Below are 26,455 nucleotides of genomic sequence, written 5' to 3' on the forward strand. Positions count from 1 at the left end.
CGGATCCTTGCGGTCCGTAATTACTCAGCAACGATGCTGACGTACTTACGATTCTGCGGACCTTTAACTTCGAACTGCACTTTACCGTTCGCGGTAGCGAACAGAGTGTGGTCCTTGCCCAGACCAACGTTCTCACCAGCGTGGAACTTGGTGCCGCGCTGACGAACGATGATGCTGCCAGCCAGAACTGTTTCGCCGCCGAAACGCTTCACGCCCAGGCGTTTAGCTTCAGAATCGCGACCGTTGCGGGATGAACCGCCAGCTTTTTTGTGTGCCATCTATCGGACTCCTCTAATTAAGCGCTGATGCCAGTGATTTTGACTTCAGTGAACCACTGACGGTGGCCCGCTTGCTTACGGTGGTGCTTACGACGACGGAACTTGACGATAGTCACTTTCTCGCCACGGCCGTGAGCCACAACTTCAGCCACAACCTTGCCACCTTCAACGAAAGGAGCACCTACTTTGAAAGTGTCGCCTGCAGCAACCATCAGCACTTCGTTGAAGTCGATGGTAGCGCCAGTCTCAACGTTCAGCTTTTCCAGACGAACGATTTGACCTTCGGCCACACGGTGTTGTTTTCCGCCGCTTTGGAATACCGCGTACATTTGATTAACTCCGTAAAGGCGTGTCTTTTGCTCAAGGCCAGACACGCACAAAAACCTATAACAATGGGCGGGCATTCTACGCAGAACGATTTGCCGAGGCAAGGCCAATTTAGCAAAAAGTTTATTTTGTGCGCATATCTGCCCCCGTGAATAAACGCCTAACTGTAACCCATTGTGAAATCGTGTAGAATCCCCGCCATTGCTAAAAACGCAGTAAATGCTGCCGTCACGTTACGAGACTTATGGACCAACAGACTATCCGTGCGCTCTGTGCCGCCGACATGACGGCGGTCAATGAACTGATCCTGGCGAGACTCCAGTCCGATGTCAGCCTAATCAACCAGCTGGGTTTCTATATTGTCAGTGCGGGCGGAAAACGGATGCGCCCCATGCTGACCGTGATGGCCGCACGCGCACTGGGCTATGAGGGTGAAGATCACCTGAAACTGGCCGCCATCATCGAATTCATTCACACCTCCACCCTGCTGCACGACGACGTGGTCGACGAATCCGACCTGCGCCGCGGCCGGGAAACCGCCAACGCCCTGTTTGGCAACGCCGCCAGCGTTCTGGTGGGTGACTACCTCTACAGCCGCTCCTTCCAGATGATGAGCGAACTCTCCAACCTGAAGGTGATGGAGATCCTCTCCGATGCCACCAATACCATCGCCGAAGGAGAAGTGCTGCAGCTGATGAACTGCAACGATCCGGATACCACGGAAGAGAGCTACATGACGGTCATCTACTGCAAGACCGCCAAGCTGTTTGAAGCCGCGACCCGACTCGCCGCCGTGCTGACCCATCAGCCCGAGCCCGTCGAGCAGGCCATGACCGACTACGGCAAGTACCTGGGTACCGCGTTCCAGATCATCGACGACGTGATGGACTACTGCTCCCAGAGCGAGGAGATGGGCAAGAACGTGGGTGACGATCTGGCCGAAGGCAAGCCGACCCTGCCGCTGTTGCGCGCCATGGAAGTGGGTACCCCGGAAGAGCGTCAACTGGTGCGCGATGCCATCGAGCACCGCAACGGTATGGATCACCTGGAGCGTATTCTGGGCATCCTGGATCGCACCGGAGCTCTCGAATACTCCCGCCAGCGGGCTCGGGAAGAGGCTGACAAGGCCATCGCCGCCCTCGCCATCCTGCCGGACTCCCGGCACAAGCAAGCGCTGGAGACCCTGGCCCACATGGCGGTGCAGCGCAGCGCCTGATGCCAGCCGGCGGACAATAAAAAAGAGGCCAGAGGGCCTCTTTTTTATTGTCCGAATTCGCCGTGCCACTGTCGTATCAACACAGGCTCTAACGGGCCGACGCCCACAAGATGACACCACCTGCCACCACCAGACAGCCGCCGATGCGGCGCAGCTGTTCCGGCGGCAACTCCCCGAGCAGGCGCAGCATCTGCTGCCATGCCCTGGGAGCGAGCAAGGGCCCCAATCCTTCGAAGAGCAGCAGCAACCCCAGCCCCATCAACATGGATGTCAGCATCACCTCTCCCTATCCCTGTTCCCCTGCCGGTCTGTGGCCGGCAAACAAAAGGGCCTGAATCATCAGGCCCTTGGGTCATATCAACACATGTTTACTGCTTGTTGCCGTGCGGCGACTTGAGGTAGCGGAAGAACTCGCTGTCCGGTTTCAGGACCATGAGGTCGTTGCCACCGGCGAAGCTCTTGCGATAGGCCTCCATGCTGCGCACGAAACTGAAGAACTCCGGGTCCTTCTTGTAGCTGTCGGCATAGATCCTGGCGGCTTCGGCATCCCCTTCACCACGCAGTTGACGGGCATTACTCTCGGCGTCGGCGATCATCACGGTCACCTTGCGGTCGATGTCGGCACGCAGGATCTCGGCCTGCTCGCGGCCCTGTGAACGGTGTTCACGGGCAACCGCGGTCCGCTCGGCACGCATCCGCTGATAGATGGAGCTGGAAACTTCCACCGGCAGGTTGATCTGCTTGATGCGCACATCCACCACCTTGATGCCGAGCTCGGAGGAGCGCGCCATCTTCATCAGGGCATCTTCCATCACGGTACTGCGCTCGCCGGAGACGATGTCCTTGATGGTGCGGTTACCGATCTCGGAACGCAGGCCGTTGTTGATCTTGCGCTTGAGCAGGTCTTCAGCCTGGATCTTGTTGCCACCACCGGTCGCCAGGTAGTACTTGGAGAAGTCCTCGATCTTCCACTTCACGTAGGAGTCGATGATGAGGTCCTTCTTCTCGGACGTAACGAAGCGATCCGCCTGGCCTTCCAGAGTCTGGATGCGGGCATCCATCTTGCGTACCTGGTCGATGAGCGGCACCTTGAAGTGCAGACCCGGCTCGTACAGGCGCGGTTCACCAGAGTCGACCCGTTTCACCTTGCCAAACTGCACCACGATCCCCTTCTGTCCTTCATCGACGATGAAGATGGAAGAGAAGCAGACCATGGCGGCCACAGCGATGACACCAATAGCTAGCTTTTTCATCTATCAGTTTCTCCCTGTGCTGAAACGATCACCGCCACGCAGCGGGGTCGGAGTGGAGTTGGCCCCTTCGTTGGACGGCTGGGCCGCCTCGACTGCCGGGGTGCCCGCAGGACGTGCCGGTTGCACGGCATTCGCCTTGCCAGAGAGCTTGTCGAGCGGCAGGTAGATCATGCTGTTGTTGCCGGCCGGCATGTCGACCACCACCTTGTTGGCCTGCTGATAGAGCTCTTCCATGGTTTCCAGGTAGATACGATCACGGGTCAGCTCGGGCGCGGCCTGATACTGGGGCAGCAGCTCGTTGAAGCGAGCGACTTCACCCTTGGCCTTCAACACGATCTGGGACTTGTAGGCTTCGGCCTCCTGCTCCAGACGTTTGACCTGGCCACGAGCCTTGGGCTCCACTTCACGGGCATAGGCTTCCGCTTCACGGATGAAACGCTGCTCATCTTCCTGGGCGGAGATGGCGTCATCAAACGCATCCTTCACCTCTTCCGGCGGACGCGCCGGCAGGAAGTTGACGTCCACGATCTGCAGACCCATCTGATAGGGCTCGATGATGCTGTCGATCACCTGCCAGGTTTCCTGACGCACCTTCTCACGACCCGTGGTCAGCACATCGTCCATCCGGGTGTGACCCACCACGTAGCGCAGGGCGCTGTCGGTGGCCTGGCTCAGGCTCTCGTCGGCGTTGGTCACGCTGAACAGGTACTGCTCGGGATCGACCACGCGATACTGCACGTCCATCTCGACCCGTACCACGTTCTCATCCTGGGTCAGCATGAAACCGGACGCCGGCAGGGAACGGACAGACTCCACGTCCACCGGGATCACCCGGTCGATGAAGGTCGGTTTCCAGCGCAGGCCGGGATCCACGTTGTGGGAGTATTCGCCAAAGCGCAGCACCACGCCTCGCTCGGCTTCGCGAATGGTGTAGAAGCCGCTGACGACCCACACCACCACGGCCACCACCAAGGCGATGGAGAGGCCGAACTTGCCGACGTCACCACCACCGGATTTGCCACCACCGAGCAGACCGCCAAAACGACGGCTCACCTTGCGAAGCATCTCGTCCAGATCAGGGGGGCCCTGATTCTTGCCGTTGTTCCCCCAGGGGTCACGGTCTTTGCCATTGTTACCAGGCTCATTCCAAGCCATCAGCGTCTCCATTAATACATGCGGATGGATATCATCTCTATCGGGCCACAGAGGGGCGATGAAATCAGCAAACCATTTATATTCATCGACCCATCAATGCCTGATAAAGCGTTGTAAACTCTCACCTTCTTGTTTCATGAGGCGGTTCCAGTCAGCCAGTTGCAGGCGAACTTCCAGCACAAAGTCCCCCTCCTCGCTGAAACCTTCCTGCTCGATACCTTTCAGCCGATAGAGCGCACTGCGCAGTCTGGCGGCGGAAGGGGGCAGTTGCAGGGTGTGATGCACCATGGAGCCGGCCAGCAGTTCGGTCAGTGCCTGGAACAGGTATTCACTACCCTCGCCAGTCTGGGCCGACAACCAGACTCGCACCGGTCGTCCAGCCTCATCCCGTTCAAGACCAGCTGGACGATCCCCCAGCTTGTCGATCTTGTTGCAGATCATCAGTTGGGGACGGTCATCCGCCTCGATCTCGGCCAGCACACGCTGGACCGACTCGATATTCTCCTGCATCTGTTCATCGGCGCAGTCCACCACGTGCAGCAGCAGGTCCGCTTCGCGAGTCTCCTGCAAGGTCGCCTTGAAGGCCGCGACCAGATCATGGGGCAAGTGCCGAATAAATCCAACTGTATCCGCCAGGATCACATCACCCACATCCTGGATCACCAATTTGCGCAGGGTGGGGTCCAGGGTTGCGAACAATTGGTCGGCAGCATACACGCTGGCATCTGTAAGTTGGTTGAACAAAGTGGATTTTCCGGCGTTGGTATACCCCACCAGAGAAACGGTCGGCACTTCGTTGCGGTTGCGGGCACGGCGCCCCTGCTCCCGCTGCTTGGCCACCTTGTCGAGGCGGCGCAAAATGGCCTTGATGCGCTCACGCAGCAGGCGTCGGTCGGTTTCAAGCTGGGTTTCACCCGGGCCGCGCAGACCGATCCCCCCCTTTTGTCGCTCAAGGTGGGTCCAGCCTCGCACCAGACGAGTGGAAAGATGGCGCAACTGGGCCAGTTCGACCTGCAACTTGCCTTCGTGAGTGCGGGCGCGCTGGGCGAAGATATCGAGGATAAGACCAGTCCTGTCCACGACCCGGCACTGGAACAGACGCTCCAGGTTGCGCTCCTGGGCAGGGGTCAGGGCATGGTTGAAGATGACCACGTCGGCGTCCAGCATCTGGACCTGGGACGCGATCTCTTCCGCCTTGCCGCTGCCGACAAAAAATTTGGCGCTGGGTGCGCTGCGACTGGTGGTGATCACCCCCAGTGCATTGACCCCGGCCGAGCTCACCAGCATCTTGAGCTCGTCCAGATCCTCCCGCTCGCCCTCATCGCTGAAGTTGACATGTACCAGAACGGCCTGTTCACCAGCTTCGTAACGGTCAAACAAGCGCTTGCTCCTTGACAGGTATCATGATGGATCTGAGTTGGCGAGTGAACTCGCCGCAGGATATCACGCCTCGGCTTCACCCTGCTCTTCACCGGCGGCGCCCGGGGCGTGCTGGTGATGGTTGACGGCACGGGCCGGCACCACGGTGGAAATGGCGTGCTTGTAGACCATCTGGCTCACGGTGTTCTTCAGCAGAATGACAAACTGGTCAAACGATTCGATCTGACCCTGCAGTTTGATGCCGTTCACCAAATAGATAGAAACAGGAATACGCTCACGGCGCAGCGCATTCAAAAACGGGTCTTGGAGAGATTGCCCCTTAGCCATCTTTCTTTTCCTTATAGTTTGTTGTTTTTAAACACCGGATATTCAATATAACAACCTGATTATACAGGAGTGTCAAGCCGGACCAGCTTGGGCGACGACCCTGGCCAGATTGCCAGACTCACCAGATTCCAACCAGGTCACATCAGGCCAACCGCGCAACCAGGTCATCTGACGCTTGGCCAACTGGCGGGTGGCAACAATGCCGCGATAACGCATCTCATCATACTCCACTTCCCCCGCCAGGTAGTCCCACATTTGGCGGTATCCCACGCAGCGAATGGAGGGAAGATCCGGGGTGAGATCCCCCCGCTCGTAAAGCGCCCTGACCTCCTGCTCGAAGCCGCTGCCCAGCATCTTGTCAAACCGCTGTTCGATGCGCTGGTGCAGCACGGCCCGATCCCTCGGCGCGATAGCAAACTGCAGCGCCCGGTAGGGCAGCCCCTCTCCCTGTACCTGGGTCAGCTCGGTGAGGGTCTTGCCGCTGATGCGGTAAACCTCGAGCGCCCGGCACAGGCGCTGGGGATCGTTGGGGTGGATGCGGGCACCGGCCACCGGGTCGATGCGCACCAGTTCGTCATGGAGCGCCTGCCAGCCGAGGCGGGCAGCCTCTTCCTCGATGCCGGCCCGAATGGCGGGATCGGCGGAAGGCAGCGGAGAAAGCCCCTCCAGCAGCGCCTTGAAATAGAGCATGGTGCCGCCCACCAGCAGCGGAATGCGACCACGGTCGGCGATCTCTTTCATCTCCCGCAGGGCATCCTTGCAAAAATCCGCCGCCGAATAGCTCATGGCGGGATCCAGGATGTCGATCAGCCGGTGCGGGGCCTGCGCCAGCTCAGCTGGCGTCGGCTTGGCGGTGCCTATGTCCATGCCGCGATAGATTAGCGCGGAGTCCACGCTGATGATGTCGCAGGGCAGGGCCTGGCACAGTTCAATGGCGAGATCCGTCTTGCCGGAGGCCGTCGGCCCCATCAGAAAAATTGCAGTCGGCAAGTCAGCCACGTTAAACACTCCCTTCGGCCGCCCCTTCACGGGCGAACCGGCATAAAACTGGTCATATGGATGCAACAGACGACGAGACGCCGTCAGTTGCCATCGGCAAACTCGGCCAGCACGTTCGCCAGCGGCAACGGACGCACCATGCGAACGTCTGCCAGTTGGTCACTGAAATCGGCAACAAGTTCCGTCAACAACCGGGTGGCAGTGGCAAAATCGTATATTTTTTCGGCACTTATGCCTTGCTCCACCAACCACTGGCATAGTACTCCAGCCTGCGCATCGGCATCACTGTCAGATCCGCTCTCGACCAGCTGCAACAATTCGGGTAAGAGACGGGCCAGATCGGTCTGGCGCAGCAGGGCGGGCACCCGAGTCAGGATCATGGTGTCGCGTCCCCCGCTTTTCAACTCCAGCCCCATGCGTTTGAGCAGACGTTCCCGCTCCTCCACCAGAGCGACCAGGTTTTTCGGCAGCTTGAAGGAGACCGGCAGCAACAAAGGCTGGGCCGCCAGCCCCTGGCCCCAGGCATCCAGCAGCCAGTGGCGCAACAACAGACGCTCGGCGCGCACCAGGGAGAGCAGCGCCAGCTGCCCCTGACGCTCCATCAGCAGATAGGCCTGCTCGACCAGGCTCAGGGCACGCCACTCCCCCGTTCGGGCAGGCGTCTCGACGGCACCGCTCTCGGCTCCTGGCCGGGATGCCGGCATCGCCACCTCGGGCAGGGTGGTGAGCAAGGCGCCCATGCCTCGCATGGCGGCCCGGCTCGGGGGTTCGGGAGGCTGGTAGTGTCCTCCCCTGCCACCACCGCCTTCCCGCACGCCGTCGCCATCTCGCGCAGGGGCAGGAGCCCGATAGCCGTGTTCGGCACCGTACCACTCGGTGCGCGGCGCCTGACCCGGATAGGTGATCTCCGGGCTGCCCGGCAGCTCGACCTGGGTCTCGGCCAGGGGGGCATCGGTGGCGCTCCCTGCCCCGTCCTGGCGCAGTGCGGTAAACAGCGCCTGGAAGATGAAATCGTGGATGAGACGCGCCTGATGGAAACGCACTTCGTGCTTGGCCGGATGGACGTTGACATCCACCTGGCGGGGATCCAGCTCGATATAGAGCACATAGGCCGCGAAGCGATCGGCGGGCAGCAGCTCGTCATAGGCCTGGCGAATGGCGTGATTGATGAGCTTGTCCCGCATCATGCGGCCATTGACATAGGTGTATTGCAGGTCGTTCTGCGGCCTGGCTCCTGCCGGGGTGGCCAGCCAGCCCCACAACCGCACGTCGCTGTGTTCGCTCGATACCGCCAGGGCATGGTGCATGAAGGGGGAACCGCAGACGGCGGCGAGGCGGCGCTCCTGCTCCGCCACCGTGTTGGCCGCCTTGTACTGGCGCACCACCTTGCCGTTGTGGCGCAGGATCAGGGTAGCGTCGAAGCGGGAGAGCGCGATGCGGCGCACCAGTTCGTCGATGTGGGCAAATTCGGTCTTTTCGCTGCGCATGAACTTGCGCCGCGCCGGGGTGTTGAAGAAGAGATCCACCACCTCCACCGTGGTGCCCACCGGGTGGGCTGCCGGCTTGACGGTGACGCTCATCTCACGCCCTTCCGCCTGGGCCTGCCAGGCCTCGCTCTGCTCTGCCGTGCGGGAGGTGAAGGTGAGGCGGGAGACGGAGCTGATGGAGGCAAGCGCCTCCCCGCGAAAGCCCAGGCTGTTGATCCCTTCCAGATCGTCCAGGGTCGCCACCTTGGAGGTGGCGTGGCGCGACAGCGCCAGCACCAGCTCATCCCTGGCGACACCGCAGCCGTTGTCACGAATGCGGATAAGCTTGGCGCCTCCCTTGTCGATGTCGATCTCGACCCGGTCAGCCCCCGCATCCAGGCTGTTTTCCACCAGTTCCTTCACCACGGAGGAGGGCCGCTCCACGACCTCACCGGCAGCAATCTGGTTGGCCAGAATCGGCGGCAATATACGGATTGACATCGCTTGCTCCTGCAGATGAAAAAGGGGAAGAGGTGGACCTGGCGCCATCAATGCTCACCGCCCCTCCCTGCCATCGGCAGAGAAGGGCGGCGTTCTTCAGCCCGCGCTATTTTCGCGGAATATAGAGCACCTGCCCTATCTGGATGTCCCGCGACTTGAGCTTGTTGATCTCCACCAGTCGCGCCTGGCTCACCCCGTGTTTCTCGGCGAGCCGGGAGAGACTCTGGCCACGGGTGACCACGTGGCGGATCATGTTGGACTTGTCGTTGCTCTGCACGCTGGCTACAGGCGCACTCGGCTCCTGGGCTGCGACCTTGTAAGGTTTGATCACGCCGGCACCGGAGGCGCTGCCGACGCTGCTGACCGGGGCGCCGCCCTCACCGACGCGATAGGGCTCGCTCGCCGGCATCCGGTTGGTAACGACCTGCTGCGTTGGCTGGACAGCCGGCTTGCTGACGGCGACCGGCTTGCTGGCAGGCGCCTGACGCGGCGGGGCGGCTACCTGGCCCTTGCCGGTGAGCATGGGCCCCTTGGTCGGATGGCTGCGGTAATAGTTGCGGATCCCCTCGAAGATGGCCCGGGCCAGCTGATCCTGATAGCTGGCGGTGGCCAGCAGCTTCTCCTCGGCGTGGTTCGAGATAAAGCCCGTCTCCACCAGTACCGAGGGGATGTCCGGCGCCTTCAGCACCGCCAGACTTGCATGTTCCGGCGCCTTCTTGTGCAATCTGGCCACCCGGCCGAGCGAGCGCAGGATCTGACGGCTGACGTCATAGCCTTCGGCCCTGGACTTGTCCATGGAGAGATCCAGGAAGGTCTGCGCCAGATAGGGGTTGGGATCAGACTCGGCCAATACCTTGCCGACGCCCCCCAGCAGCTCCCCCTGCTTCTCCTGCTTCTCGAGCCAGCTACCCATCTCGCGGTTGGCGCGGTTGGTCGACAGCACCCAGACGGAGGCGCCGCGAGGAGTCGAGTTGTGGAAGCTGTCGGCATGCACCGACACCAGCAGGTCAGCCTTGGCCTTGCGGGCAATCTCGGAGCGCTTGTTGAGATCGACGAAGTAGTCGCCACGGCGGGTCAGCACGGCCCGCATGCCGGGCTCCCGGTCGATGAGGGCCGCCAGCTTCTGGGAGACCGCCAGGGTCACCCGCTTCTCGTAGGTGCGGCGCGGGCCGATGGAGCCCGGGTCTTCCCCGCCGTGACCAGGATCGATGGCGATGACGATGGCCTTACCATGCCCCCCGACGGGAGCGGGCTGCGCCGCAGCGCTCCCCTTCTCTTCATAGGGAAGATCGATCACAAGACGGTGGCCATAGGGGCCTGCCGGCGCCAGCGGGAAGACCACCGGCTTGATGGCAGAGCCGAGATCCAGCACCAGTCGCAGGCCGCCCTTCTCCAGCGGCGTGCTCTCGCGGATCTTGCGCACCAGCTCGCTCTTGTTCTCGATGCGGGCCAGGTTGGTGGCGTTGCTCGCCCCTTTCAGGTCGATGACCAGACGGTTCGGACCGGTCAAGGTGAAGTAGTTGAAATTGGGGGCGCTGCTCATGTCGAGCACCACCCGGGTGTTGTCCGGTGATGGCCACACCCGCACACTCTTGAGCTGATTGGCCCAGGTGGGCAATGCCATCAGGGAGAGAACAAAAACAAGGATCACGCGCACTGAGATGACAACCGTTCCAGAATGGCTTCGCCGATAGCAGTGCGGGCATCAATCTGCACCTCGCGCTGCTCGTTTGCATAACTCAGGGTGATCTCGAGATCCGGGGCTGGCAGCCAGCCGTCGCCCTTCTCTGGCCACTCCACCAGGCAGAGGGTATCGGCGGCGAAATAGTCGCGAATGCCCATGAACTCCAGCTCTTCCGGGTCCGCCAGTCGATAGAGATCGAAGTGATAGACCTGCCACTGGGCAAGCTCATAGGGCTCCACCAGGGTATAGGTCGGACTCTTGACCTTGCCCTCATGACCCAGTCCCTGCACCCATCCTCGGGTCAGGGTGGTTTTGCCGGCCCCGAGGGCACCGTGCAGAAATACCGTGGTGGCCTGTTGGCACGCCTTTGCCAGACGGCCACCCAGCGCCACTGTTGCTGCCTCGTCCGGCAGTGTCATCATCAAGGTTTTTGCCATGTTCTTCTTGTTACTTGTTACTGTGTCGGATTGACCAGACGACGGATCCAGGGCAGCAGATCCGATGCCAGCATGCCCCTCTCACCCTCGGCAGCGGCCAGATCGGCGGCCTCTGCGTGGATCACGGCCCCGAGTCGGGTGGCCATGCCCGCAGACCAGCCCTGAGCCAGAAGGGCGGCGATTATACCAGACAAGAGGTCACCCATGCCGCCACTGGCCATGCCGGGGTTGCCCTCGTCGCACAGGGAAATGCGCCTGCCGTCGCAGATGAGCGACCCCGCCCCCTTGAGCAACACCACACCACCGTAGCGCTGTTGCAGTCGCGAGACGGCCGCAAACCTGTCCCCCTCGACCTCGTCGATGGAGCAACCCAGCAGGCGAGCCGCCTCCCCGGGGTGGGGCGTGAGCACCCAATTATCCTGATGACGGGGGGCCTGCGCCAGCCAATTCAATCCATCGGCGTCCAATACCAGTGGCACGGCGGCTCCGATGCCCTGTTCGAACCGGGCCCGGCCCCACTCATCCTGACCGAGCCCGGGGCCCAGTACCTGCACCGATGCCCACCCTTCATCCATGTCCGCGGGGCATCCCATCAGCTCGGGTTGAACCAGGCTGGCCGCAGGGCAATCAGGGTGCTGGCGCAGGCGTACCAATCCCGCCCCCGCCCGCAGACAGGCCTGACCCGCCAGCAGGATGGCCCCCTGCATGCCGAGGTTCCCCCCCGTCAGCAGTACCTTGCCGCTGTGTCCCTTGTGAGCCGAGCGCCTGCGCGGGGTCAGCAACCCCTTGAGGCTGGGATAATCGATCCGCTCGGCAGCGGGAACCCGTTCCTCCCCCGGCGTCACTCCCAGGGGATCCCGGTCGAGGTGGCCGACTCCGTCTACCCCGTCGGCGGTGAGCATGCCCTGCTTGATGCCGATGAAAGTGAGGGTGCGGGTGGCACGCACCAGTGCGCCCATGGCGCGGCCGGTGTCGGCATTGAGACCGGAGGGGAGATCCACCGCCAGCACGGGCGCGTTCAAGCCATTGATTGTTGCGACGATCTTTGTCATTGACGAGGAGAGGGGAAGCTGGACGCCGGTACCGAGCAGTGCGTCTATGACCAGATCCGGCGGCGGCAGCGTGGCGGGCAGCAGAACCTCGGCCATGGTCACGCTCCCCCCCGATGCGAGCCACTCTTCGGCAGCCCGCCTGGCATCTCCCCTCAGCAGGCCGGGAGCCCGGGCGGCAATCACCAAAGGCTCGAGGCCGATGCGCCGGGCAAGGCGGGCCAGCACGTAGCCATCCCCACCGTTGTTGCCAGGGCCGACGAAGATCCACCACTGGCGGCTGTCGGGCCAGTGGTGACAGGCATAGTTGCACAGCGCACTCCCGGCCCGCTCCATCAGCACATAGAGGGGCAACCCTTCCTGCTCGGCCCAGCGCCGTTCCATGCTGCGGATCTGCTCGGCCCGCCACAGGGGTTGTGCTAGACTCTCCCACTCATTTTTGCGGATAGCGTCCCCGAACACCTCTACCATGACGGCCCCCACGTTTCATCATCCCATGACCCGGCAACTGGCACGCCATATTGACGCCCTGTGCCTGCCACACTCCTGCAGGCAGAGGGGGGATGCTGCATGACGGCTGCCGAACTTGCGCAACTGGCCCACGATATCAAGCTCTGGGCAAGGGAGCTAGGATTTGACCAGGTCGGCATCGCCGACACCGATCTCACCCTGGAAGAGCCGAGGTTGCAGGCCTGGCTGGATGCCGGTTATCACGGCACCATGGACTACATGGCGCGCCACGGCATGATGAGGGCCCGCCCCCACGAGCTGTTGCCGGGCACCTTGCGGGTCATCTCGGTGCGGATGAACTACCTCCCGTTCGAGGCGGGCTTTGCCGCCACCCTGCGCGATCCCACCCTCGGCTACATCAGCCGCTATGCCCTCGGCCGCGACTACCACAAGGTGCTGCGCAATCGGCTCAAACAGTTGGGGGAGCGCATCGAGCTGCGGTGCGAAACCCTGTTACAGGCGACAGGGCAAACCCTGGGCGAGTGGCGCCCCTTCGTCGACTCCGCCCCTATTCTGGAGCGGCCGCTGGCGGCCAAGGCCGGCCTTGGCTGGGTGGGCAAGCACTCGCTGCTGATCAACGAGTCCGCCGGCTCCTTCTTCTTTCTGGGAGAATTGCTCATCGCCCTGCCGCTGCCCGTGGATACCCCGGTGGAGAAGGAGCTGTGTGGCAAGTGCGTGGCCTGCATCAATATCTGCCCCACCGGTGCCATCATCGCCCCCTATGTGGTAGACGGACAGCGCTGCATCTCCTATCTCACCATCGAGAATGACGGCCCCATTCCCGAGGAGTTCAGGCCGCTCATGGGCAATCGCATCTATGGCTGTGACGACTGCCAGCTCATCTGCCCCTGGAACCGCTATGCCGATGCCAGCCCGGAGCCCGACTTCAGCCCGCGCCCCAATCTGCACCGCCCGCCCCTCTTGACCTTGTGGGGCTGGAGCGAGGCCGAATTTCTCAAGCACACGGAAGGCAGCCCCATCCGCCGCATCGGCTATCAGCGCTGGCGCCGCAACCTGGCGGTGGCCCTTGGCAACGGACCGGCCAGCAGCGAGGTCCTGGCCGCCCTGGAACAGGCGCTGCCTGAGGCGGCGCCCATGGTGGCCGAGCATATCGAGTGGGCGCTGGCGACCCTGGCCAGGCGTCAGCAGGAAGAGAATAAAAAGACGCGATTGCTGATCCGCTGCATCGAAAAAGGTCTGCCGGATCACGCATAAGTGATCTGGCACTTGCCGGATCGCAGCCATTTTTTCATGCTCTGCCGACCATTGAACATCGGCACAATAAAAGGAAGATTCTGATGCAGATGCTGGGAGTAGATATTGGGGGGTCCGGGCTCAAGGGCTGCCTGGTCGACACCGAAACCGGGGAGCTGATTGGCGAACGCCACCGCATCGCCACACCGCAACCGGCAACCCCGGCCGCCGTGGCACACACCCTCAAGGCGCTGGTCGAACACTTCCAATGGAAGGGTCCCGTGGGGTGCGGTTTTCCCGCCACCATCCACAACGGCATCGCCAAGAATGCCTCCAACATCGACAAGAGCTGGATTGAGACCGATGCAGCCCACCTGTTTGCCGATGTGACCGGCCTGCCCTGCCATGTCCTGAACGACGCCGATGCGGCCGGTCTGGCGGAGATGCGCTTTGGCACCGGGCAGGATCGCCAGGGGGTCATCATTCTCATCACCGTCGGCACCGGCATCGGTACCGCCGTCTTCGTCAATGGCCAGTTGCTGCCCAATACCGAGCTGGGCCACCTGATGCTGGAAGGCATGGTGGCCGAACACTATTGCTCCGATGCGGTGCGCAAGCGCGAGGATCTTTCCTGGGGCCGCTGGGGCAAACGTTTCAACAAATACCTGGCTCGCCTGGAGTTTCTGTTCTCCCCCGACCTCTTCATCCTGGGGGGCGGCAGCGCCGCCAAGCTCGACAAGTTCATCGACAAGATTGAGACCCGGGCTCCCCTGGTGGCGGCCGCGAACCTCAACCAGGCCGGCATCATAGGCGCCGCCCTCTATGGCGCGGCCCGGCAAGGGGGCTGACCGCCAGCAACCTCAGAAGACCCGGCCCGTGCCGGGTCTCTCTCATCCGGGCTCAGAGATCGTCGAGGCGATGAGCACCGTGTACCAAACGGGTCAGGCGGGATTGGGCCATGGAGGCCAGGGCTTTCAGCAGCGCCGCCGTGTCGGGCGTGGGGCACTCCCGGGCCAGACGTTCCAGCTCGCCGATGAGCCTCTCCTCCTGGCGTGACACCAGGGCCACTATCTCCGCGGGCTGGGTTGTGGCGGGCAGCGCCAGACGATCCCCCTCGGCCAGCAGATCCTCGCCAAACCCCTGATCCAGCCAGGTCTCCTTCACCGCGCTGCCCATCTGCTCGCGATAATCGTGCAGATGAGCCGCCGCGGCATCCTCCCGCCCTTGCAGATAGGCCAGCAACATTCTGCTGCGCTCAGCATCCACCCGGGGGATCTGGCGCCCGTAAATGTGCCCTTGCCGATGATGAAGCTCCTCGAGATAGAGCATCAGGTCCTTGATCTGTTGGAATCGCATCTCGCCTCCCTCCTGGCATCTACCTGCAGCCAGTATAGGGAGCTGGCATGTCGACACGGCCACGAACTGGTCATTTATTGTTCTGCATCAAGGCGATGGAAAAGAAAGCAGAAAAAGAGACAGCAGGAGGAAGGGGAAACCGGCAGCGATGCTGCCCGGACAACCGGGCACCTTGCCCGAAGGGAGGCATCAAATCGACGACATAAAAGATATTTACCAGCTTATATTCGGACTAGAGTCATCAAATCGGAATCTAATATTGATACTGGTGGTGATACCTCCACACCATAGTCAAATGGCGGGAATCCTTATCCATTTTTTAGACGTCTAGACGTAAAAACATGCGTTGACACAGCCATCCGGACATCTTAGCATCATCCTCCATGATGACAGAGCTACCCAGTGAAACCTCTGCCCAATTTACCCGCCTGTAGCGCCCTGTGCTTTAAGGCTGTTAGCACGGAAGAATCCATGATTAAGTTGATCGGTCTCAACAAAGTCTACGGTAAAGGCAGTGATGCCGTGCACGCCCTGCGTGACGTGAGCCTGCATGTGCCCCAAGGCAAGATCTTCGGGGTGATCGGTGCCTCCGGTGCCGGCAAGAGTACCCTCATCCGCTGCGTCAACCTGCTGGAGCGCCCCACCGAGGGGCAGGTCATCGTCGATGGCCAGGACCTGGTCGCCCTGAGCGAGCGGGATCTGACTCAGGCTCGCCGCCAGATCGGCATGATCTTCCAGCACTTCAACCTGCTGGCCTCTCGCACCGTCTCCGCCAACATCGCCTTCCCGCTGGAGCTGGCGGGCTGGAGCAAGGACAAGATCCAGAGCCGGGTCAGCGAACTGCTGGCCCTGGTCGGGCTGGAAGCCCGTGCCCACGCTTATCCGTCCGAGCTCTCCGGCGGCCAGAAGCAGCGCGTCGCCATCGCCCGTGCCCTGGCACCGGCTCCCAAGGTCCTGCTGTGTGACGAGGCAACCTCGGCCCTCGACCCCCAGACCACCCGCTCGATCCTGACCCTGCTCAAGGAGATCAACGTCAAGCTGGGGCTCACCATACTGCTCATCACCCACGAAATGGACGTGGTGAAGGGGATCTGTGACGAGGTGGCCATCATCAGCGACGGCCGTCTGATCGAACAGGGGGAAGTGGCCTGGTTCTTCAGCAATGCCAAGACCCAGCTGGCCCGGGATTTCATCCACTCCACCATCCACCTGGAAGTGCCCCAGGAGTATCAGGATCGGATGAGTAGCGACCGGGTGCCCGGCAGCTATCCCCTGGTGAAGCTCGGCTTTACCGGGACCACGGTGGATTCACCGCTGATTTCCGAGGCGAGCCGCCGTTTCAACATCGACATCAGCATCCTGAGCGCAGACATCGAATACGCCGGTGGCGTCAAGTTCGGCTTCCTGCTGGCGGAACTGTTCGGGGACGAGGCCCAGTGCGAGGCCACCCAGCAGTTCCTCATCGACAACCACATTCAGCTGGAGGTAATGGGTTATGTCCGAAGCAATGATTAATCTGCTGATTTCGGCTCTGGGCGACACCCTCATCATGGTGTTTGCCTCCGCCCTGTTCGGCTGCCTGCTCGGCCTGCCGCTCGGCGTGGCGCTGCACGTGACCAAGGCAGGCCAGATCCTGGCCAATCCGCTGCTCAACAAGGTCCTGGGCGTCATCGTCAACGTCGGTCGCTCGGTGCCCTTCATCATTCTGCTGGTCGCCATCATTCCGTTGACCCGCTTCATCGTCGGCACCAGCATCGGCACCATCGCCGCCATCGTGCCGCTGACCGTGGGTTGCATTCCCTTCATCGCCCGCCTGGTGGAAGGGGCCCTGATGGAGGTGCCTGACGGCCTGCTGGAAGCGGCCAAGGCCATGGGGGCCAAGCCCCTGCAAATCATCGCCAAGGTGCTGCTGCCCGAGGCCCTGCCGGGGATCCTCAACAGCGTCATCATCACCCTCGTCACCCTGGTGAACTACTCCGCCATGGCAGGTGCCATCGGAGGCGGTGGTCTCGGTGATGTGGGTATTCGCTACGGCTACCAGCGTTTCGATCCCACCGTCATGCTGGTCACCGTGGTCATTCTGGTGGTGCTGGTTCAACTCATCCAGAGCGCGGGTGAGCGCCTGGTCAAACAATGTGATCATCGTTAATCGTCGATTTCTGACAGGAGGTTTTTATGAAATTGGGCATCAAATCCGCAGCAGCTGCGCTGCTGGCAACCCTGGTACTGGTCGGCTGCGGCCAGAAGGAAGAGAACAAGACCCTGAAGGTGGGCGCCATCGCCGGTCCCGAGACCGAGCTGGTTGAGACCGCGGCCAAGGTGGCCAAGGAAAAATACGGCCTGACCGTCGAAGTGGTCACCTTCTCCGACTACGTCACCCCGAACGTGGCCCTGAACGACGGCAGCGTCGACGTCAACGCCTTCCAGCACAAACCCTACCTGGATGCCCAGATCCGTGATCGCGGCTTCAAGCTGGTGCCGGTCGGCAACACCTTCGTCTACCCGATCGCCGGTTACTCCAAGAAGGTCAAGGCCCTGTCCGAGCTGAAAGACGGTGCCCAGATCGCGGTGCCGAACGATCCGACCAACCTGGGTCGTTCCCTGATCCTGCTGGAGAAGCAGGGCCTGCTGACGCTTAAAGAGGGTGCCGGTCTGGAAGCGACCGTACTGGACATCGCCAGCAACCCGCGCAACTTCAAGATCGTCGAACTGGAAGCCGCACAACTGCCGCGCTCCCTGGAAGACGTGGATCTGGCCATCATCAACAACACCTTCGCCGGTCAGATTGGTCTGACCCCGACCGAGAACGGCCTGTTTGTCGAAGACAAGGAGTCCCCCTACGTCAACCTGATCGTTGCTCGCGAGAACAACAAGGACGACGAGAAGGTCAAGGAGTTCGTCCAGTCCTTCCAGACCGACGAGGTCTTCAAGAAGGGGACCGAGCTGTTCAAGGGCGGTCTGGTGAAAGGTTGGTAATCACTCACTCTGGAAAAAAGGCCACGTCAAGCGTGGCCTTTTTTTTTACCCCCGTTATCATAGCCACAAGCACGGCAACACGAAAAACAGAACAACAATGAAGAAATGGTATCTGGCCTACTGCAAACCCAAGGAAGAGGCCCGCGCCCGCGCCCATCTGGCAGCCCAGGGCGTGGAATCCTATTACCCCATGGTCGAGATTGAAAAACTGCGGCGAGGCAAGCGCGTGCCCCAGCGCGAGCCCATGTTCCCCAACTACCTCTTCATCTACGTGGATCTGGAAGAGGTCACCCCGGTCACCCTGAAATCGACCCGGGGCATCAGTCGCATCATCCACTTCGGCAAGGAGTGGACCCCCGTCAGCAGCCAGCTGATCTACCGGCTCATGAGCCGGGACGACAGCGACGAGGCGCGCGCCAGCTATGCCCGTCTGCCGACCCAGGGAGACAAGGTACTTATCGAATCCGGCCCCCTCGCCGGGTTTGAAGCCATCTATCTGGAGCCGGATGGCGAAAAGCGGGCCATCCTGCTGGTCAACCTGCTCAACCAGGAGACCTGCAGCAGCTTCGAAAACCAGGCCTTCCGCCGCCTGGAGTGACCCGTCCTGCCGGCAGAATGAGCCACAGGGAAGTACACAAGACACCATCCCCCTGCTTCCGAACGGTCAGGACCGCACCTGCGTCGTGCATCCTTCCACCACTAGGTTGTCGGGCCAAAAAAACGGGGCAGACCCAGAGGTCTGCCCCGTTTTTCTCTCCCTTGCGTCAGGCATCCAGTTCGAAGCGACTGATGGCCGATGTCAGTCTCCCGGTCTCCCGGGTCAGGCGGGCGGCGATCTGCTCCCCCTGCTGGCCATGCTCGCTGGACTGATGGCTGAGCCCGGCAATCTCCTCCACCGTGCCCGCCACCTCCTGCGCCGCCCTTGACTGCTGCTCGGTGGCGGTGGCGATGGCGGCAAGCTGGCCGCTGAGATCCTGCACCAGCGTCGCCATCGACTCCAGGGTCTCGGTCACCGAGGCCACGGCGCCGCGCCCCTGCTCCACCAGCAGGGTACCGCTGCCCACGGTATCCGCGGTCTCCCGGGTTTGCTGCTGGATGCTGGCAATGGTCTGGTTGATCTCCATGGTCGATGCGCTGGTGCGGCTGGCCAACTGCCTCACTTCATCGGCCACCACGGCAAATCCCCGTCCCTGCTCACCGGCTCGCGCCGCCTCGATGGCAGCATTGAGTGCCAGCAGATTGGTCTGCTCGGCGATGGTGGCGATCACTTCGGTGACCCTCCCCACCTGCTCGCTCTGGCTGCTGAGCTGCGTCATCGCCTGGTTTGCCTGGGCAATCATGGCACCAATCTGCGCCATGGTGGTCCCCATGCGGGCGAGGGCCTGCTCCCCCTCCCTTGCCTGTTGCTCGGTCTGGCGAGCCGCTCCCGCCGCGTCCGCAATGTTGCCCGCCACATCCCGGGTACTGACCGACATCTGCTCGATGGCGGCTGCCACCGCATCGAGCCGCTGATTCTGGCTCGCCAGATCATCCACGATGGCATTGGTGGTCTGGCCCACCTCGCGGCCAGCCCCTTCCACCTGACCGACCGCCCCCTGGATCTCCCCCACCAGCTCGCGCAACTGTGCCGACATCCGGTTGATGGAGCCCGTGAGCCCTCCCAGCTCATCCTGACGAAGCACGGGCAAGGGGGTGACGGGGAGGCGGCCATCGGCCACCAGGCCCGCCCGTTTCACCAGGCTGGCGACGTCCCGGGTCAGGCGCCGGCTGAACAGCAGGGCCACCAGGGTGCCCAGCAGGATGACACTGGTGGTGGCGAGCAGCAGGGTGCGGTGAATGGTCTGACTGGCGGCCGCCATCTCCCCCGCCATCTTGTCCACCTCGGCACGGGTATGGGTCACCTGGGTCGCCAGCTGATCCGCCAGCCGGGTCAGGGCGGGCTCTATCTCGGTGGCCATCAGGTGGTTGGCCCTGTCCCAGTCCGGGGCCTGGCGCTTCTCGATCACCTGACCGACCAGCTCTGCAAAGGGGGCTGACATCTCTTCAAAGAGCGTCCAGAGCCCCTTTTGTGCCTCGGTGAAGTTGGCCTCCTGCTGTTTCAGCTCGGCCACCCGCTGCTGGTGGAACTGGTAGTAGTCCCGATACTTGTCCAGGTACTCCTTCTCCCCCGAGATGAGGAAATCCCGCAGGGCGGAGAGCGCATTGCCCAGGCTGTTGTAGGCATCCCCCACCTGCTTGAGCAGCAGGCGCCTGTCACCGGGCAACGTCGCCTGGGGCGTCGCCACCTCTTCATTGGCAAAAGACTGCAACTGATCGAGGGCCGACTCCGCCAGGGGGCCGGCCTCCAGCAGCATCAGGGTGTGGGCGGGCAGGTTCTCTTCGGTGTGAGCCAGGGCCCACACCTGTGACTGTGCCCCCTTGAAATCCTTGAGTGCCCGGGTCAGGTCGGGGGTGAAACGCTGGCGATCGATGGCGTGCCAGGCCTCTTCCCACTCCTGCTTGATGCGATCACCCTGTGCCGGATCCTTGCCGAGGATGAGATAGGCCCGCAGGGATGAAACGGTGGCAATCAGGGCTTTCTGGCTCGCCTCGTCCCGCTGCAGGGCAGGCAGGGCCTGGGCCAGCAAGGCATCTTGCGAGCCTTCGATCCGGCCGAGCTGATGATAGACAAGGGCGGAGGAGAGAATGATGAGCAGGTTGATAAAACAGAAGCTCAACAACAACTTGCTTGATATTTTCATGGCCATCCTTGGAATTCGTCGGGCATCCTGCCCGGGATTAGCGTCTGATGAGCGCGGGCAAACGAGCCTGCCAACCCTGATGCCATCCCATCAGCTCCTCGCGGGGCATGGGACGGGCGGAGAAGAAGCCCTGGCATTGATCGCACCCCAGCTTCGCCAGCAATTGCCAGGTCGCCTCATCTTCGACCCCCTCGGCCACCGATTTCAAGCCCAACTTGCGAGCCAGCTCGATGCTGGACTCGATGATGGCTAGGCGAGAGGGATCTTCATAGCAGCGATCCACGAAGGATCTGTCCAGTTTCAACTCGGTAAAGGGGAGCAGGGCGAGCTGCTGCATGGAGGAGTAGCCGGTCCCGAAATCATCGATGGAGAGACCAAAACCGTGCATCCGCAAGCGGGTCAGCACCTCCAGCGACTTGCCGAGATCCTTGACGAAGGCGCTCTCGGTCACTTCGAGGGTGATGAGCTCGGGGTTGATGCTCCAGCGCTGGCAGTGGCTAAGCAGGGTGTTGCACAGATCCCCCTCGATGAGGGAGGTGGTAGAGAGGTTCATCGACAGGTTCAGGGAGAGCCCGGTCTTCTCCCACAGGTGGCCGTCCCGCAAAGCCTTGCCGATGATCACCTCGGTGAGCGGGTCGATGAGCCCGTTGTGCTCCGCCAGCGGGATGAAACGGGCCGGCGAGATGAGGCCATATTCGGGGTGCTGCCAGCGGGCAAGCGCCTCCATGCCGAGCCACTCCCCGTTGTGAAATCCCACCTTGGGTTGATACCAGGGCAGCAACTGGTCCTGATCCAGCGCCCGGCGCAGCTCATCCAGGGTCAGGTGATAACCATCCTCTTCCTGGCTACGCACCTGCTGGGGCCGCCAGGCACCGATGAGCTGCGCGATCTGCTGGGGAGACGCGGGTTTCTCGATGCGCCCCAGCACCTGCAGGCCATAGGCCCGGCTCATGCGCAGCACGGCATCGACCACGTCATCCTCCAGGGCGCTGCACAGCACAATGCCGCCGCGGAACCCGCCAAGGGAGAGGCGGCGCAGCAGCGCCATGCCATCCATGCCCGGCATGCGCAGATCGCAGAACAGGATGTCGACCCTGTGGTGCTGGCACTGTGCCAGCGCCTCCTCCCCGTCCTGCGCCTCCAGCAGGTTGCCGTAGCCCAGTCCGCGGATCTGGTGCATCAGGGCCTTGCGCTGGAAGTTGTGATCCTCCACCACCATGATCGCCAACTCATGCCGTGCGCTATTCATCGAGCCATAACCCCGTTTCACCTCTGATAGAGTCCATCAATGCCTGTACCGCCCTGGCCAGGTCATCGAGCTTGTCCAGTTGTTTCAATCTGGCCGCCGCCTCCAGCCGGGCCGCCTCCTCTGCCAATGCCTGCTGTCCTACCATGCGCGCGGCCCCCTTGATGCGATGTGCCGTCTCCACCAGCGCCTGGGTATCCTGGCTGGCCAGCGCCAGTCTCATGTCCTCGCCATCCTGCTCGTTGGCGTCCAGGTATTCGCTGGCCATGCTGCGAGCCACCGCCTCATCCCCGAACAGGGTCAACCAGCTTATGCCAGGTAGCTGAACCCTGGCTTGCCGGGGCGCCTCCGAGGCGAGCTGTTCTTCCTGAGTCGGCAACCAGCGTCCCAGGGTCTGGCTCAGGGCATCCAGGCTGTAGGGCTTGAACAGCATGTCGTTCATGCCGGCATCACGCATCTGCTGGCTCGCCTCCTCAGAGGTATCGGCCGTCACCCCGATAATGGGAGCACTGTCCCCGGCATCCCGCAAGGCTCGCGTGAGGGCATAGCCATCCATCACCGGCATGTGGCAGTCGGTCAGCAGCAGGGCGAAGTCCTGCCCCTGCCAGGCGCGCAGCGCCTCCTCGCCATCTTCCACCACCTCGGATTCGAGCCCCAGGATAGCGAGCTGCCTCGTCAGCAATGCCCGGTTGACGGGGTGATCATCCGCCACCAGCACCCGCCCCCTGAGCTTCTCCCCCTCCATCCCCATCGACTGGCTCGCCTGCTGGTTGAACAGTGACTGGCAGGTTTCCAGCAACAGATCGGGGTAGAGGGGCGATTGTCCCAGTCGCCACCAGGCGTTGCCCCCCATGCGCCCCCGCAGGGCCTCATGGGGAGAGAGTACTATGCCCTTGAGGTTCGAACGCTGCAAACAGGCCAGCCAGTCACTGCCAAGGGCCTGCTCCAGGTGATTCTCCTGCGCCAGCAGATGCCCCTCGAGGGGCTGCTGCCAATGGTGTGCCTCCATGCGAACCAGTCTGGCGCCCAGCCTGGCCATCACCGATTCCAGCCCCTCATCCTCGCCAAACCACCACCATACCTGGCCGGCCAGGGGCGGCGCTTCCCACTGGCACTCGGCCAGAGGCAACGTGAAAGTCACGCAGGTGCCCATTCCGGGGGTACTCTCCAGGGTCAGGCTCCCCCCCATTTTCTGGGTGAGTTGATGACAGATGGCAAGCCCGAGCCCGGTGCCGCCAAACCGGCGGTTGGTGTCGGACTCCACCTGCTTGAACGGGATGAAGAGGGTGCGCTGCTGCTCCAGGGCGATGCCTATCCCGGTATCCCGGATCCGGAAGGCCAGCCGGTCGTCTTCATAATCTACCTGGATGGCGATCGCCCCCGCCTCGGTGAACTTCACCGCGTTGTTCAACAGATTGGAGATCACCTGCCCCACCCTGATCCCGTCGATGCAGGCCAGATCCGGCACCGTCTTCCCCCACCGCAGCGTCACAATGAGTCCCTTGCCATAGGCCAGGGCCGCATGTCCCCGGATGACATCGCAAATCACCGAGGTCAGGCGGCAGTGATGGGGATGCAGTTGCAACTGCCCGGCTTCCATCTTGGAGAAGTCCAGGATGTCGTTCACCAGATAGAGCAGGTGGTTGGTGGAGGTCGAGATATTGCGCAACATGTAGCGCTGATCGTCATCCAGCGGGCTCATTTGCAGCAGCTCCAGCATGCCGTGCATGCCGGAGATGGGAGTGCGAAGCTCATGACTCATGGTGGCGAGGAAGCGGCTGCGCGCCTGGGTCGCCTCCTCCGCCACCCGCCTGGCCTGGCGCAGCTCCAGCTCCTGGCGCTTGAGCTTGGTGATGTCCTGCACCACGCCGTTCAATATGACCCCTTCAAGCCCCTCCTGGTGAACGAAATGACCACGGATCTGCAAATAGCCCGCCTCCCCCTGGCGCCGGATCTCCACCTCGAGATCCAGCGGCTGCATGCTCAGGGCATGACGATCCACCGTGGCCACGAAGTCCTGGTGCGCCTTGCCTGTCAGCCCCAGGATGGAGGCACCGGTGACCGCCATGCCGGCCTGCTCCTCTTCGACCCCCACCATCTCCCTGACCCCTTGCGAGGTGTAGAGGAAGTGCCCCTTGCCCGGCCCAAGCCAGTGATACTGATAGACCAGACCCGGCATGCTGTCGGTGATCTGGGTCAGCCGGGTCTGCGCCTCCTGGGCCGCAAACCGCGCCTGCTCCAGCTCGGTCACGTCGGTCAGCACTGTCAGGATCCCGAGCCGCTTGTCATCGGGCCCCGCAAAGAGCCGCTTGGTGTAGATCATCTGGTGCAGGCGATCGTCATCAAACCGGATCTCGCCCCGGCCATGAAGCTCCTCTCCGCTCTCCCAGACGCTGGCATCCTCCTCCATCACCCTGGCGCGGATCGACTCGGGCAATCGATCCTGGAGCAACCGCTCATAGGAGCCCGTCAGGTTCTCCCCGCCGAGAAACATCTGCCGATACGCACGGTTCGTCATTGCCACTTCATAGCGCTCGTTGGTCAGCACCACCTGGTTGGGCAGGGCATCCAGCATCATCTGGACAAACACCAGCTGCTCCTCGAGCCGCCGCTCGGCCTCCCGCCGCTGGCTGATCTGGCGGCGCAACGTCCGGTTCCAGCCCATGAACAGCAAGAGGCAGAGCAGGAAAATGCCGCCACCGAGGGAGGACCAGAGCAGCACCGTCTTCGGATCCAGTCCCGTCTGTATGGTCAGGGAAAGCCACTTTTTCTCCAGGGCGGAGAGCTCGTCGGGGGGAATGGCGATCAGCACCTTGGTGAGGATCTGCTGCAGCATGGGGTCCTGCAACTGGGTCGCCATGGCGATGGGTACCCGCAGGTCGCTGCCGGAGAAGACCACCTGGTAGCGGTCGCTGAATCCCTTTTGCAGCGACTGCTCCAGGGTGGTGGTGCTCATCAGCACATAGTCGACCTTCTGCTGGTCCAGCAGGGGCAGCAATTCGGCATCGCTGGCCACCGGCACGGCGATGGCCCCCACCTCGTTCAGCAAGACCTGCTCCACCGAGCCCCCTACCATGCCCACCCTGTGCCCTTTCAGTGCCCTGGCGGCGGTGAGCTCGGCCATCCCCTGCCTCGCCACGACCACCCGGTTGATCGACGCGTAGTTGGGGGTAAACCGGGCAAACTGCTGACGCTCCGCGGTGGGAGTCATGGCCGGGATGAGATCCAGCTTGCGATCCTGGAAGAGCGCCATGCTCTGGGCCCAGCTCCGGGTCGGCACCAGGGTGAACTGAAGCCCGGCACGCTGGCTCATCAGTGTCAGCAGATCGGCAATGAGCCCCTTGAGCCGCCCCCTGTCGTCCACCTCGCTCATCCCGGGCCAATCCGGGGCAACCCCGTAGCGGATGACCGGATGTGCTTGCAACCACGCCTGCTCCTGCGGATTGAAGACGATCTCCCTGCTCCTTTTCACCAGGGCATAGTCGAGGATATCCCCCGCCTCCAGAATGGCGCGACGCTCGAGGGGAGAGATATCCTCGAGGGCCCGCTCCAGCAATCCCTGCAAGACATCATTCCTGGGCGCCACGGCCATGGCGAGGGAGGTATCCCTCATCCAGTCGATCCTGGCCAGCGCCATGCCCGCCATGGCTTGCAGCCTGTTCAGCATGGGCAGCTCGGCCAGGTAGGCATCCGCCTTGCCCTCCTTGAGCATGAAGATCGCCTCGTCACGGCTGTCGGCCGTGATCAGGTTCGAGATCCCAAGGCGCAGCAGCTCATCGCAGGCGCTGACACCGAAGACGCAGACCCAGCGCACCCCATAGGCCTCCTCCAGGGAGAGGCTCTCCCTCCCCCCCGTCAGCAGCACGGCCCGGGGCAGTGCCATCAGCTCGGAGGTAAATTGCATCTGCAGGGTGCGGGTCGGGCTCGGTGCCACCCCGATCAACATGTCGACCTTGCCATCCAGCAAGGCCTGCTGGACCGCCGCATTGTTGGCATAGGCACGGTAGCGAAGGCTCACCCCCAGCCTGGCTGCAATCTGGGAGGCGAACTCATCCAGGGGGCCGGTGAAGTTGCCGCGCCCATCGGTATAGACATAGGGTGGCCAGGCCGCCGAAGGCATGCCGACAACCAGTTCATCATGGGTGGCAAGCCAGTGCAGTTCGTCCAGGGTGAAGTTGCTCTGGTCCAGTTGCGCCGGCGCAGCCGCAACCATCAGGCTCCAGAAAGCCAGACCACATAGCAGGATGAGACGACAGCAGCGGCGGAACATTATCAACTCCCATACGAAACGGAGGGGGATCATAGAGTGTTTGGCGCAATGTGCGACAACTAAATTGAGACAATGCTCATCAGGAAAGAA

At 62.3% G+C, this 26,455-nt stretch carries 23 protein-coding genes; 7 read left to right on the top strand and 16 right to left on the bottom strand.

Annotated features, from left to right (window positions below):
• Positions 1–20: 20 nt before the first annotated feature.
• Positions 21–278, bottom strand: a complete 258-nt coding sequence (rpmA, locus tag I6L32_RS02675; protein ID WP_010673199.1) for a 50S ribosomal protein L27 — start codon at positions 276–278, stop codon at positions 21–23.
• Between the two features lie 17 nt (positions 279–295).
• Positions 296–607, bottom strand: coding sequence for a 50S ribosomal protein L21 (gene rplU / locus I6L32_RS02680; protein ID WP_005304210.1), 312 nt, complete (start codon positions 605–607; stop codon positions 296–298).
• Between the two features lie 242 nt (positions 608–849).
• Between rplU and ispB the strand changes: the two genes are divergently transcribed.
• Positions 850–1,821: an octaprenyl diphosphate synthase gene (ispB, locus tag I6L32_RS02685; RefSeq protein WP_010673198.1), complete on the top strand. Its 972-nt coding sequence runs from the start codon at positions 850–852 to the stop codon at positions 1,819–1,821.
• Between the two features lie 88 nt (positions 1,822–1,909).
• On the opposite strand, the gene I6L32_RS02690 is transcribed toward ispB, so the two are convergent.
• From I6L32_RS02690 to I6L32_RS02735, 10 genes are all read right to left on the bottom strand, one after another.
• The gene (locus tag I6L32_RS02690; protein WP_049636189.1) at positions 1,910–2,098 is read right to left on the bottom strand and encodes a DUF2065 family protein; all 189 of its coding nucleotides are present in this window, start codon (positions 2,096–2,098) and stop codon (positions 1,910–1,912) included.
• A gap of 91 nt (positions 2,099–2,189) precedes the next feature.
• Positions 2,190–3,074, bottom strand: coding sequence for a protease modulator HflC (hflC, locus tag I6L32_RS02695; protein WP_010673196.1), 885 nt, complete (start codon positions 3,072–3,074; stop codon positions 2,190–2,192).
• Between the two features lie 3 nt (positions 3,075–3,077).
• Positions 3,078–4,229 carry an FtsH protease activity modulator HflK gene (gene hflK / locus I6L32_RS02700; protein WP_010673195.1) on the bottom strand — a complete coding sequence of 384 codons (1,152 nt, stop codon included), beginning with the start codon at positions 4,227–4,229 and terminating at the stop codon, positions 3,078–3,080.
• A gap of 93 nt (positions 4,230–4,322) precedes the next feature.
• The gene (hflX, locus tag I6L32_RS02705; RefSeq protein ID WP_010673194.1) at positions 4,323–5,609 is read right to left on the bottom strand and encodes a ribosome rescue GTPase HflX; all 1,287 of its coding nucleotides are present in this window, start codon (positions 5,607–5,609) and stop codon (positions 4,323–4,325) included.
• 63 nt (positions 5,610–5,672) lie between these two features.
• The gene (gene hfq / locus I6L32_RS02710) at positions 5,673–5,936 is read right to left on the bottom strand and encodes an RNA chaperone Hfq (RefSeq protein WP_011704864.1); all 264 of its coding nucleotides are present in this window, start codon (positions 5,934–5,936) and stop codon (positions 5,673–5,675) included.
• A 72-nt stretch (positions 5,937–6,008) separates the two neighbouring features.
• The gene (gene miaA / locus I6L32_RS02715; RefSeq protein ID WP_080770083.1) at positions 6,009–6,926 is read right to left on the bottom strand and encodes a tRNA (adenosine(37)-N6)-dimethylallyltransferase MiaA; all 918 of its coding nucleotides are present in this window, start codon (positions 6,924–6,926) and stop codon (positions 6,009–6,011) included.
• Between the two features lie 92 nt (positions 6,927–7,018).
• Positions 7,019–8,902, bottom strand: a complete 1,884-nt coding sequence (gene mutL, locus I6L32_RS02720) for a DNA mismatch repair endonuclease MutL (RefSeq protein WP_216944656.1) — start codon at positions 8,900–8,902, stop codon at positions 7,019–7,021.
• 106 nt (positions 8,903–9,008) lie between these two features.
• The gene (locus I6L32_RS02725) at positions 9,009–10,526 is read right to left on the bottom strand and encodes an N-acetylmuramoyl-L-alanine amidase (protein ID WP_223956306.1); all 1,518 of its coding nucleotides are present in this window, start codon (positions 10,524–10,526) and stop codon (positions 9,009–9,011) included.
• 23 nt (positions 10,527–10,549) lie between these two features.
• Positions 10,550–11,023, bottom strand: coding sequence for a tRNA (adenosine(37)-N6)-threonylcarbamoyltransferase complex ATPase subunit type 1 TsaE (tsaE, locus tag I6L32_RS02730; protein ID WP_029313846.1), 474 nt, complete (start codon positions 11,021–11,023; stop codon positions 10,550–10,552).
• 17 nt (positions 11,024–11,040) lie between these two features.
• On the bottom strand, positions 11,041–12,543 hold the full coding sequence (locus I6L32_RS02735; RefSeq protein ID WP_216944657.1) for an NAD(P)H-hydrate dehydratase: 1,503 nt from the start codon (positions 12,541–12,543) through the stop codon (positions 11,041–11,043).
• Positions 12,544–12,642: 99 nt separating this feature from the next.
• On the opposite strand from I6L32_RS02735, the gene queG reads away from it, so the two are divergent.
• Positions 12,643–13,797, top strand: a complete 1,155-nt coding sequence (gene queG / locus I6L32_RS02740; RefSeq protein ID WP_216944658.1) for a tRNA epoxyqueuosine(34) reductase QueG — start codon at positions 12,643–12,645, stop codon at positions 13,795–13,797.
• A gap of 83 nt (positions 13,798–13,880) precedes the next feature.
• Entirely contained in the window at positions 13,881–14,624 is a 744-nt protein-coding gene (ppgK, locus tag I6L32_RS02745) for a polyphosphate--glucose phosphotransferase (RefSeq protein ID WP_216944659.1), read from the top strand.
• Between the two features lie 52 nt (positions 14,625–14,676).
• Here ppgK and I6L32_RS02750 read toward each other — a convergent pair whose 3' ends face one another.
• Positions 14,677–15,132: a hypothetical protein gene (locus tag I6L32_RS02750; RefSeq protein WP_010673186.1), complete on the bottom strand. Its 456-nt coding sequence runs from the start codon at positions 15,130–15,132 to the stop codon at positions 14,677–14,679.
• A 471-nt stretch (positions 15,133–15,603) separates the two neighbouring features.
• On the opposite strand from I6L32_RS02750, the gene metN reads away from it, so the two are divergent.
• The 4 genes from metN to rfaH all read left to right on the top strand — a co-directional run bounded on the left by metN (position 15,604) and on the right by rfaH (position 18,706).
• Entirely contained in the window at positions 15,604–16,647 is a 1,044-nt protein-coding gene (gene metN, locus I6L32_RS02755; RefSeq protein ID WP_039040957.1) for a methionine ABC transporter ATP-binding protein MetN, read from the top strand.
• On the top strand, positions 16,628–17,281 hold the full coding sequence (locus tag I6L32_RS02760; protein WP_029313844.1) for a methionine ABC transporter permease: 654 nt from the start codon (positions 16,628–16,630) through the stop codon (positions 17,279–17,281). The genes metN and I6L32_RS02760 overlap by 20 nt, the downstream gene beginning before the upstream one ends.
• Before the next feature lie 26 nt (positions 17,282–17,307).
• On the top strand, positions 17,308–18,108 hold the full coding sequence (gene metQ, locus I6L32_RS02765; RefSeq protein WP_041211129.1) for a methionine ABC transporter substrate-binding lipoprotein MetQ: 801 nt from the start codon (positions 17,308–17,310) through the stop codon (positions 18,106–18,108).
• Between the two features lie 97 nt (positions 18,109–18,205).
• Entirely contained in the window at positions 18,206–18,706 is a 501-nt protein-coding gene (rfaH, locus tag I6L32_RS02770) for a transcription/translation regulatory transformer protein RfaH (RefSeq protein ID WP_010673182.1), read from the top strand.
• A 166-nt stretch (positions 18,707–18,872) separates the two neighbouring features.
• Here the strand turns inward: rfaH and I6L32_RS02775 are convergent, their stop codons facing one another.
• The 3 genes from I6L32_RS02775 to I6L32_RS02785 are packed head-to-tail and all read right to left on the bottom strand — an operon-like array spanning position 18,873 to position 26,365.
• The gene (locus I6L32_RS02775; protein WP_103260760.1) at positions 18,873–20,849 is read right to left on the bottom strand and encodes a methyl-accepting chemotaxis protein; all 1,977 of its coding nucleotides are present in this window, start codon (positions 20,847–20,849) and stop codon (positions 18,873–18,875) included.
• 37 nt (positions 20,850–20,886) lie between these two features.
• On the bottom strand, positions 20,887–22,098 hold the full coding sequence (locus I6L32_RS02780) for an EAL domain-containing protein (protein ID WP_041214588.1): 1,212 nt from the start codon (positions 22,096–22,098) through the stop codon (positions 20,887–20,889).
• On the bottom strand, positions 22,091–26,365 hold the full coding sequence (locus I6L32_RS02785; protein ID WP_216944660.1) for a transporter substrate-binding domain-containing protein: 4,275 nt from the start codon (positions 26,363–26,365) through the stop codon (positions 22,091–22,093). Before I6L32_RS02785 ends, I6L32_RS02780 begins: the two co-directional genes overlap by 8 nt.
• Positions 26,366–26,455: the final 90 nt, after the last annotated feature.

Source organism: Aeromonas sp. FDAARGOS 1402 (genome assembly GCF_019046925.1).
Classification (GTDB): domain Bacteria; phylum Pseudomonadota; class Gammaproteobacteria; order Enterobacterales; family Aeromonadaceae; genus Aeromonas; species Aeromonas caviae.

What these genes read in the sequence shown, in the direction of transcription:
- hflC (WP_010673196.1), bottom strand. Translation starts at nt 3,074, where the DNA reads ATGAAAAAGCTAGCTATTGGTGTCATCGCTGTGGCCGCCATGGTCTGC.
- rplU (WP_005304210.1), bottom strand. Translation starts at nt 607, where the DNA reads ATGTACGCGGTATTCCAAAGCGGCGGAAAACAACACCGTGTGGCCGAA.
- metQ (WP_041211129.1), top strand. Translation starts at nt 17,308, where the DNA reads ATGAAATTGGGCATCAAATCCGCAGCAGCTGCGCTGCTGGCAACCCTG.
- metN (WP_039040957.1), top strand. Translation starts at nt 15,604, where the DNA reads ATGATTAAGTTGATCGGTCTCAACAAAGTCTACGGTAAAGGCAGTGAT.
- I6L32_RS02750 (WP_010673186.1), bottom strand. Translation starts at nt 15,132, where the DNA reads ATGCGATTCCAACAGATCAAGGACCTGATGCTCTATCTCGAGGAGCTT.
- I6L32_RS02760 (WP_029313844.1), top strand. Translation starts at nt 16,628, where the DNA reads ATGTCCGAAGCAATGATTAATCTGCTGATTTCGGCTCTGGGCGACACC.
- mutL (WP_216944656.1), bottom strand. Translation starts at nt 8,902, where the DNA reads ATGTCAATCCGTATATTGCCGCCGATTCTGGCCAACCAGATTGCTGCC.
- rfaH (WP_010673182.1), top strand. Translation starts at nt 18,206, where the DNA reads ATGAAGAAATGGTATCTGGCCTACTGCAAACCCAAGGAAGAGGCCCGC.
- I6L32_RS02780 (WP_041214588.1), bottom strand. Translation starts at nt 22,098, where the DNA reads ATGAATAGCGCACGGCATGAGTTGGCGATCATGGTGGTGGAGGATCAC.
- I6L32_RS02690 (WP_049636189.1), bottom strand. Translation starts at nt 2,098, where the DNA reads ATGCTGACATCCATGTTGATGGGGCTGGGGTTGCTGCTGCTCTTCGAA.
- tsaE (WP_029313846.1), bottom strand. Translation starts at nt 11,023, where the DNA reads ATGGCAAAAACCTTGATGATGACACTGCCGGACGAGGCAGCAACAGTG.
- ppgK (WP_216944659.1), top strand. Translation starts at nt 13,881, where the DNA reads ATGCAGATGCTGGGAGTAGATATTGGGGGGTCCGGGCTCAAGGGCTGC.
- hfq (WP_011704864.1), bottom strand. Translation starts at nt 5,936, where the DNA reads ATGGCTAAGGGGCAATCTCTCCAAGACCCGTTTTTGAATGCGCTGCGC.
- I6L32_RS02725 (WP_223956306.1), bottom strand. Translation starts at nt 10,526, where the DNA reads ATGGCATTGCCCACCTGGGCCAATCAGCTCAAGAGTGTGCGGGTGTGG.
- I6L32_RS02775 (WP_103260760.1), bottom strand. Translation starts at nt 20,849, where the DNA reads ATGAAAATATCAAGCAAGTTGTTGTTGAGCTTCTGTTTTATCAACCTG.
- rpmA (WP_010673199.1), bottom strand. Translation starts at nt 278, where the DNA reads ATGGCACACAAAAAAGCTGGCGGTTCATCCCGCAACGGTCGCGATTCT.
- queG (WP_216944658.1), top strand. Translation starts at nt 12,643, where the DNA reads ATGACGGCTGCCGAACTTGCGCAACTGGCCCACGATATCAAGCTCTGG.
- I6L32_RS02785 (WP_216944660.1), bottom strand. Translation starts at nt 26,365, where the DNA reads ATGTTCCGCCGCTGCTGTCGTCTCATCCTGCTATGTGGTCTGGCTTTC.
- I6L32_RS02735 (WP_216944657.1), bottom strand. Translation starts at nt 12,543, where the DNA reads ATGGTAGAGGTGTTCGGGGACGCTATCCGCAAAAATGAGTGGGAGAGT.
- ispB (WP_010673198.1), top strand. Translation starts at nt 850, where the DNA reads ATGGACCAACAGACTATCCGTGCGCTCTGTGCCGCCGACATGACGGCG.
- hflK (WP_010673195.1), bottom strand. Translation starts at nt 4,229, where the DNA reads ATGGCTTGGAATGAGCCTGGTAACAATGGCAAAGACCGTGACCCCTGG.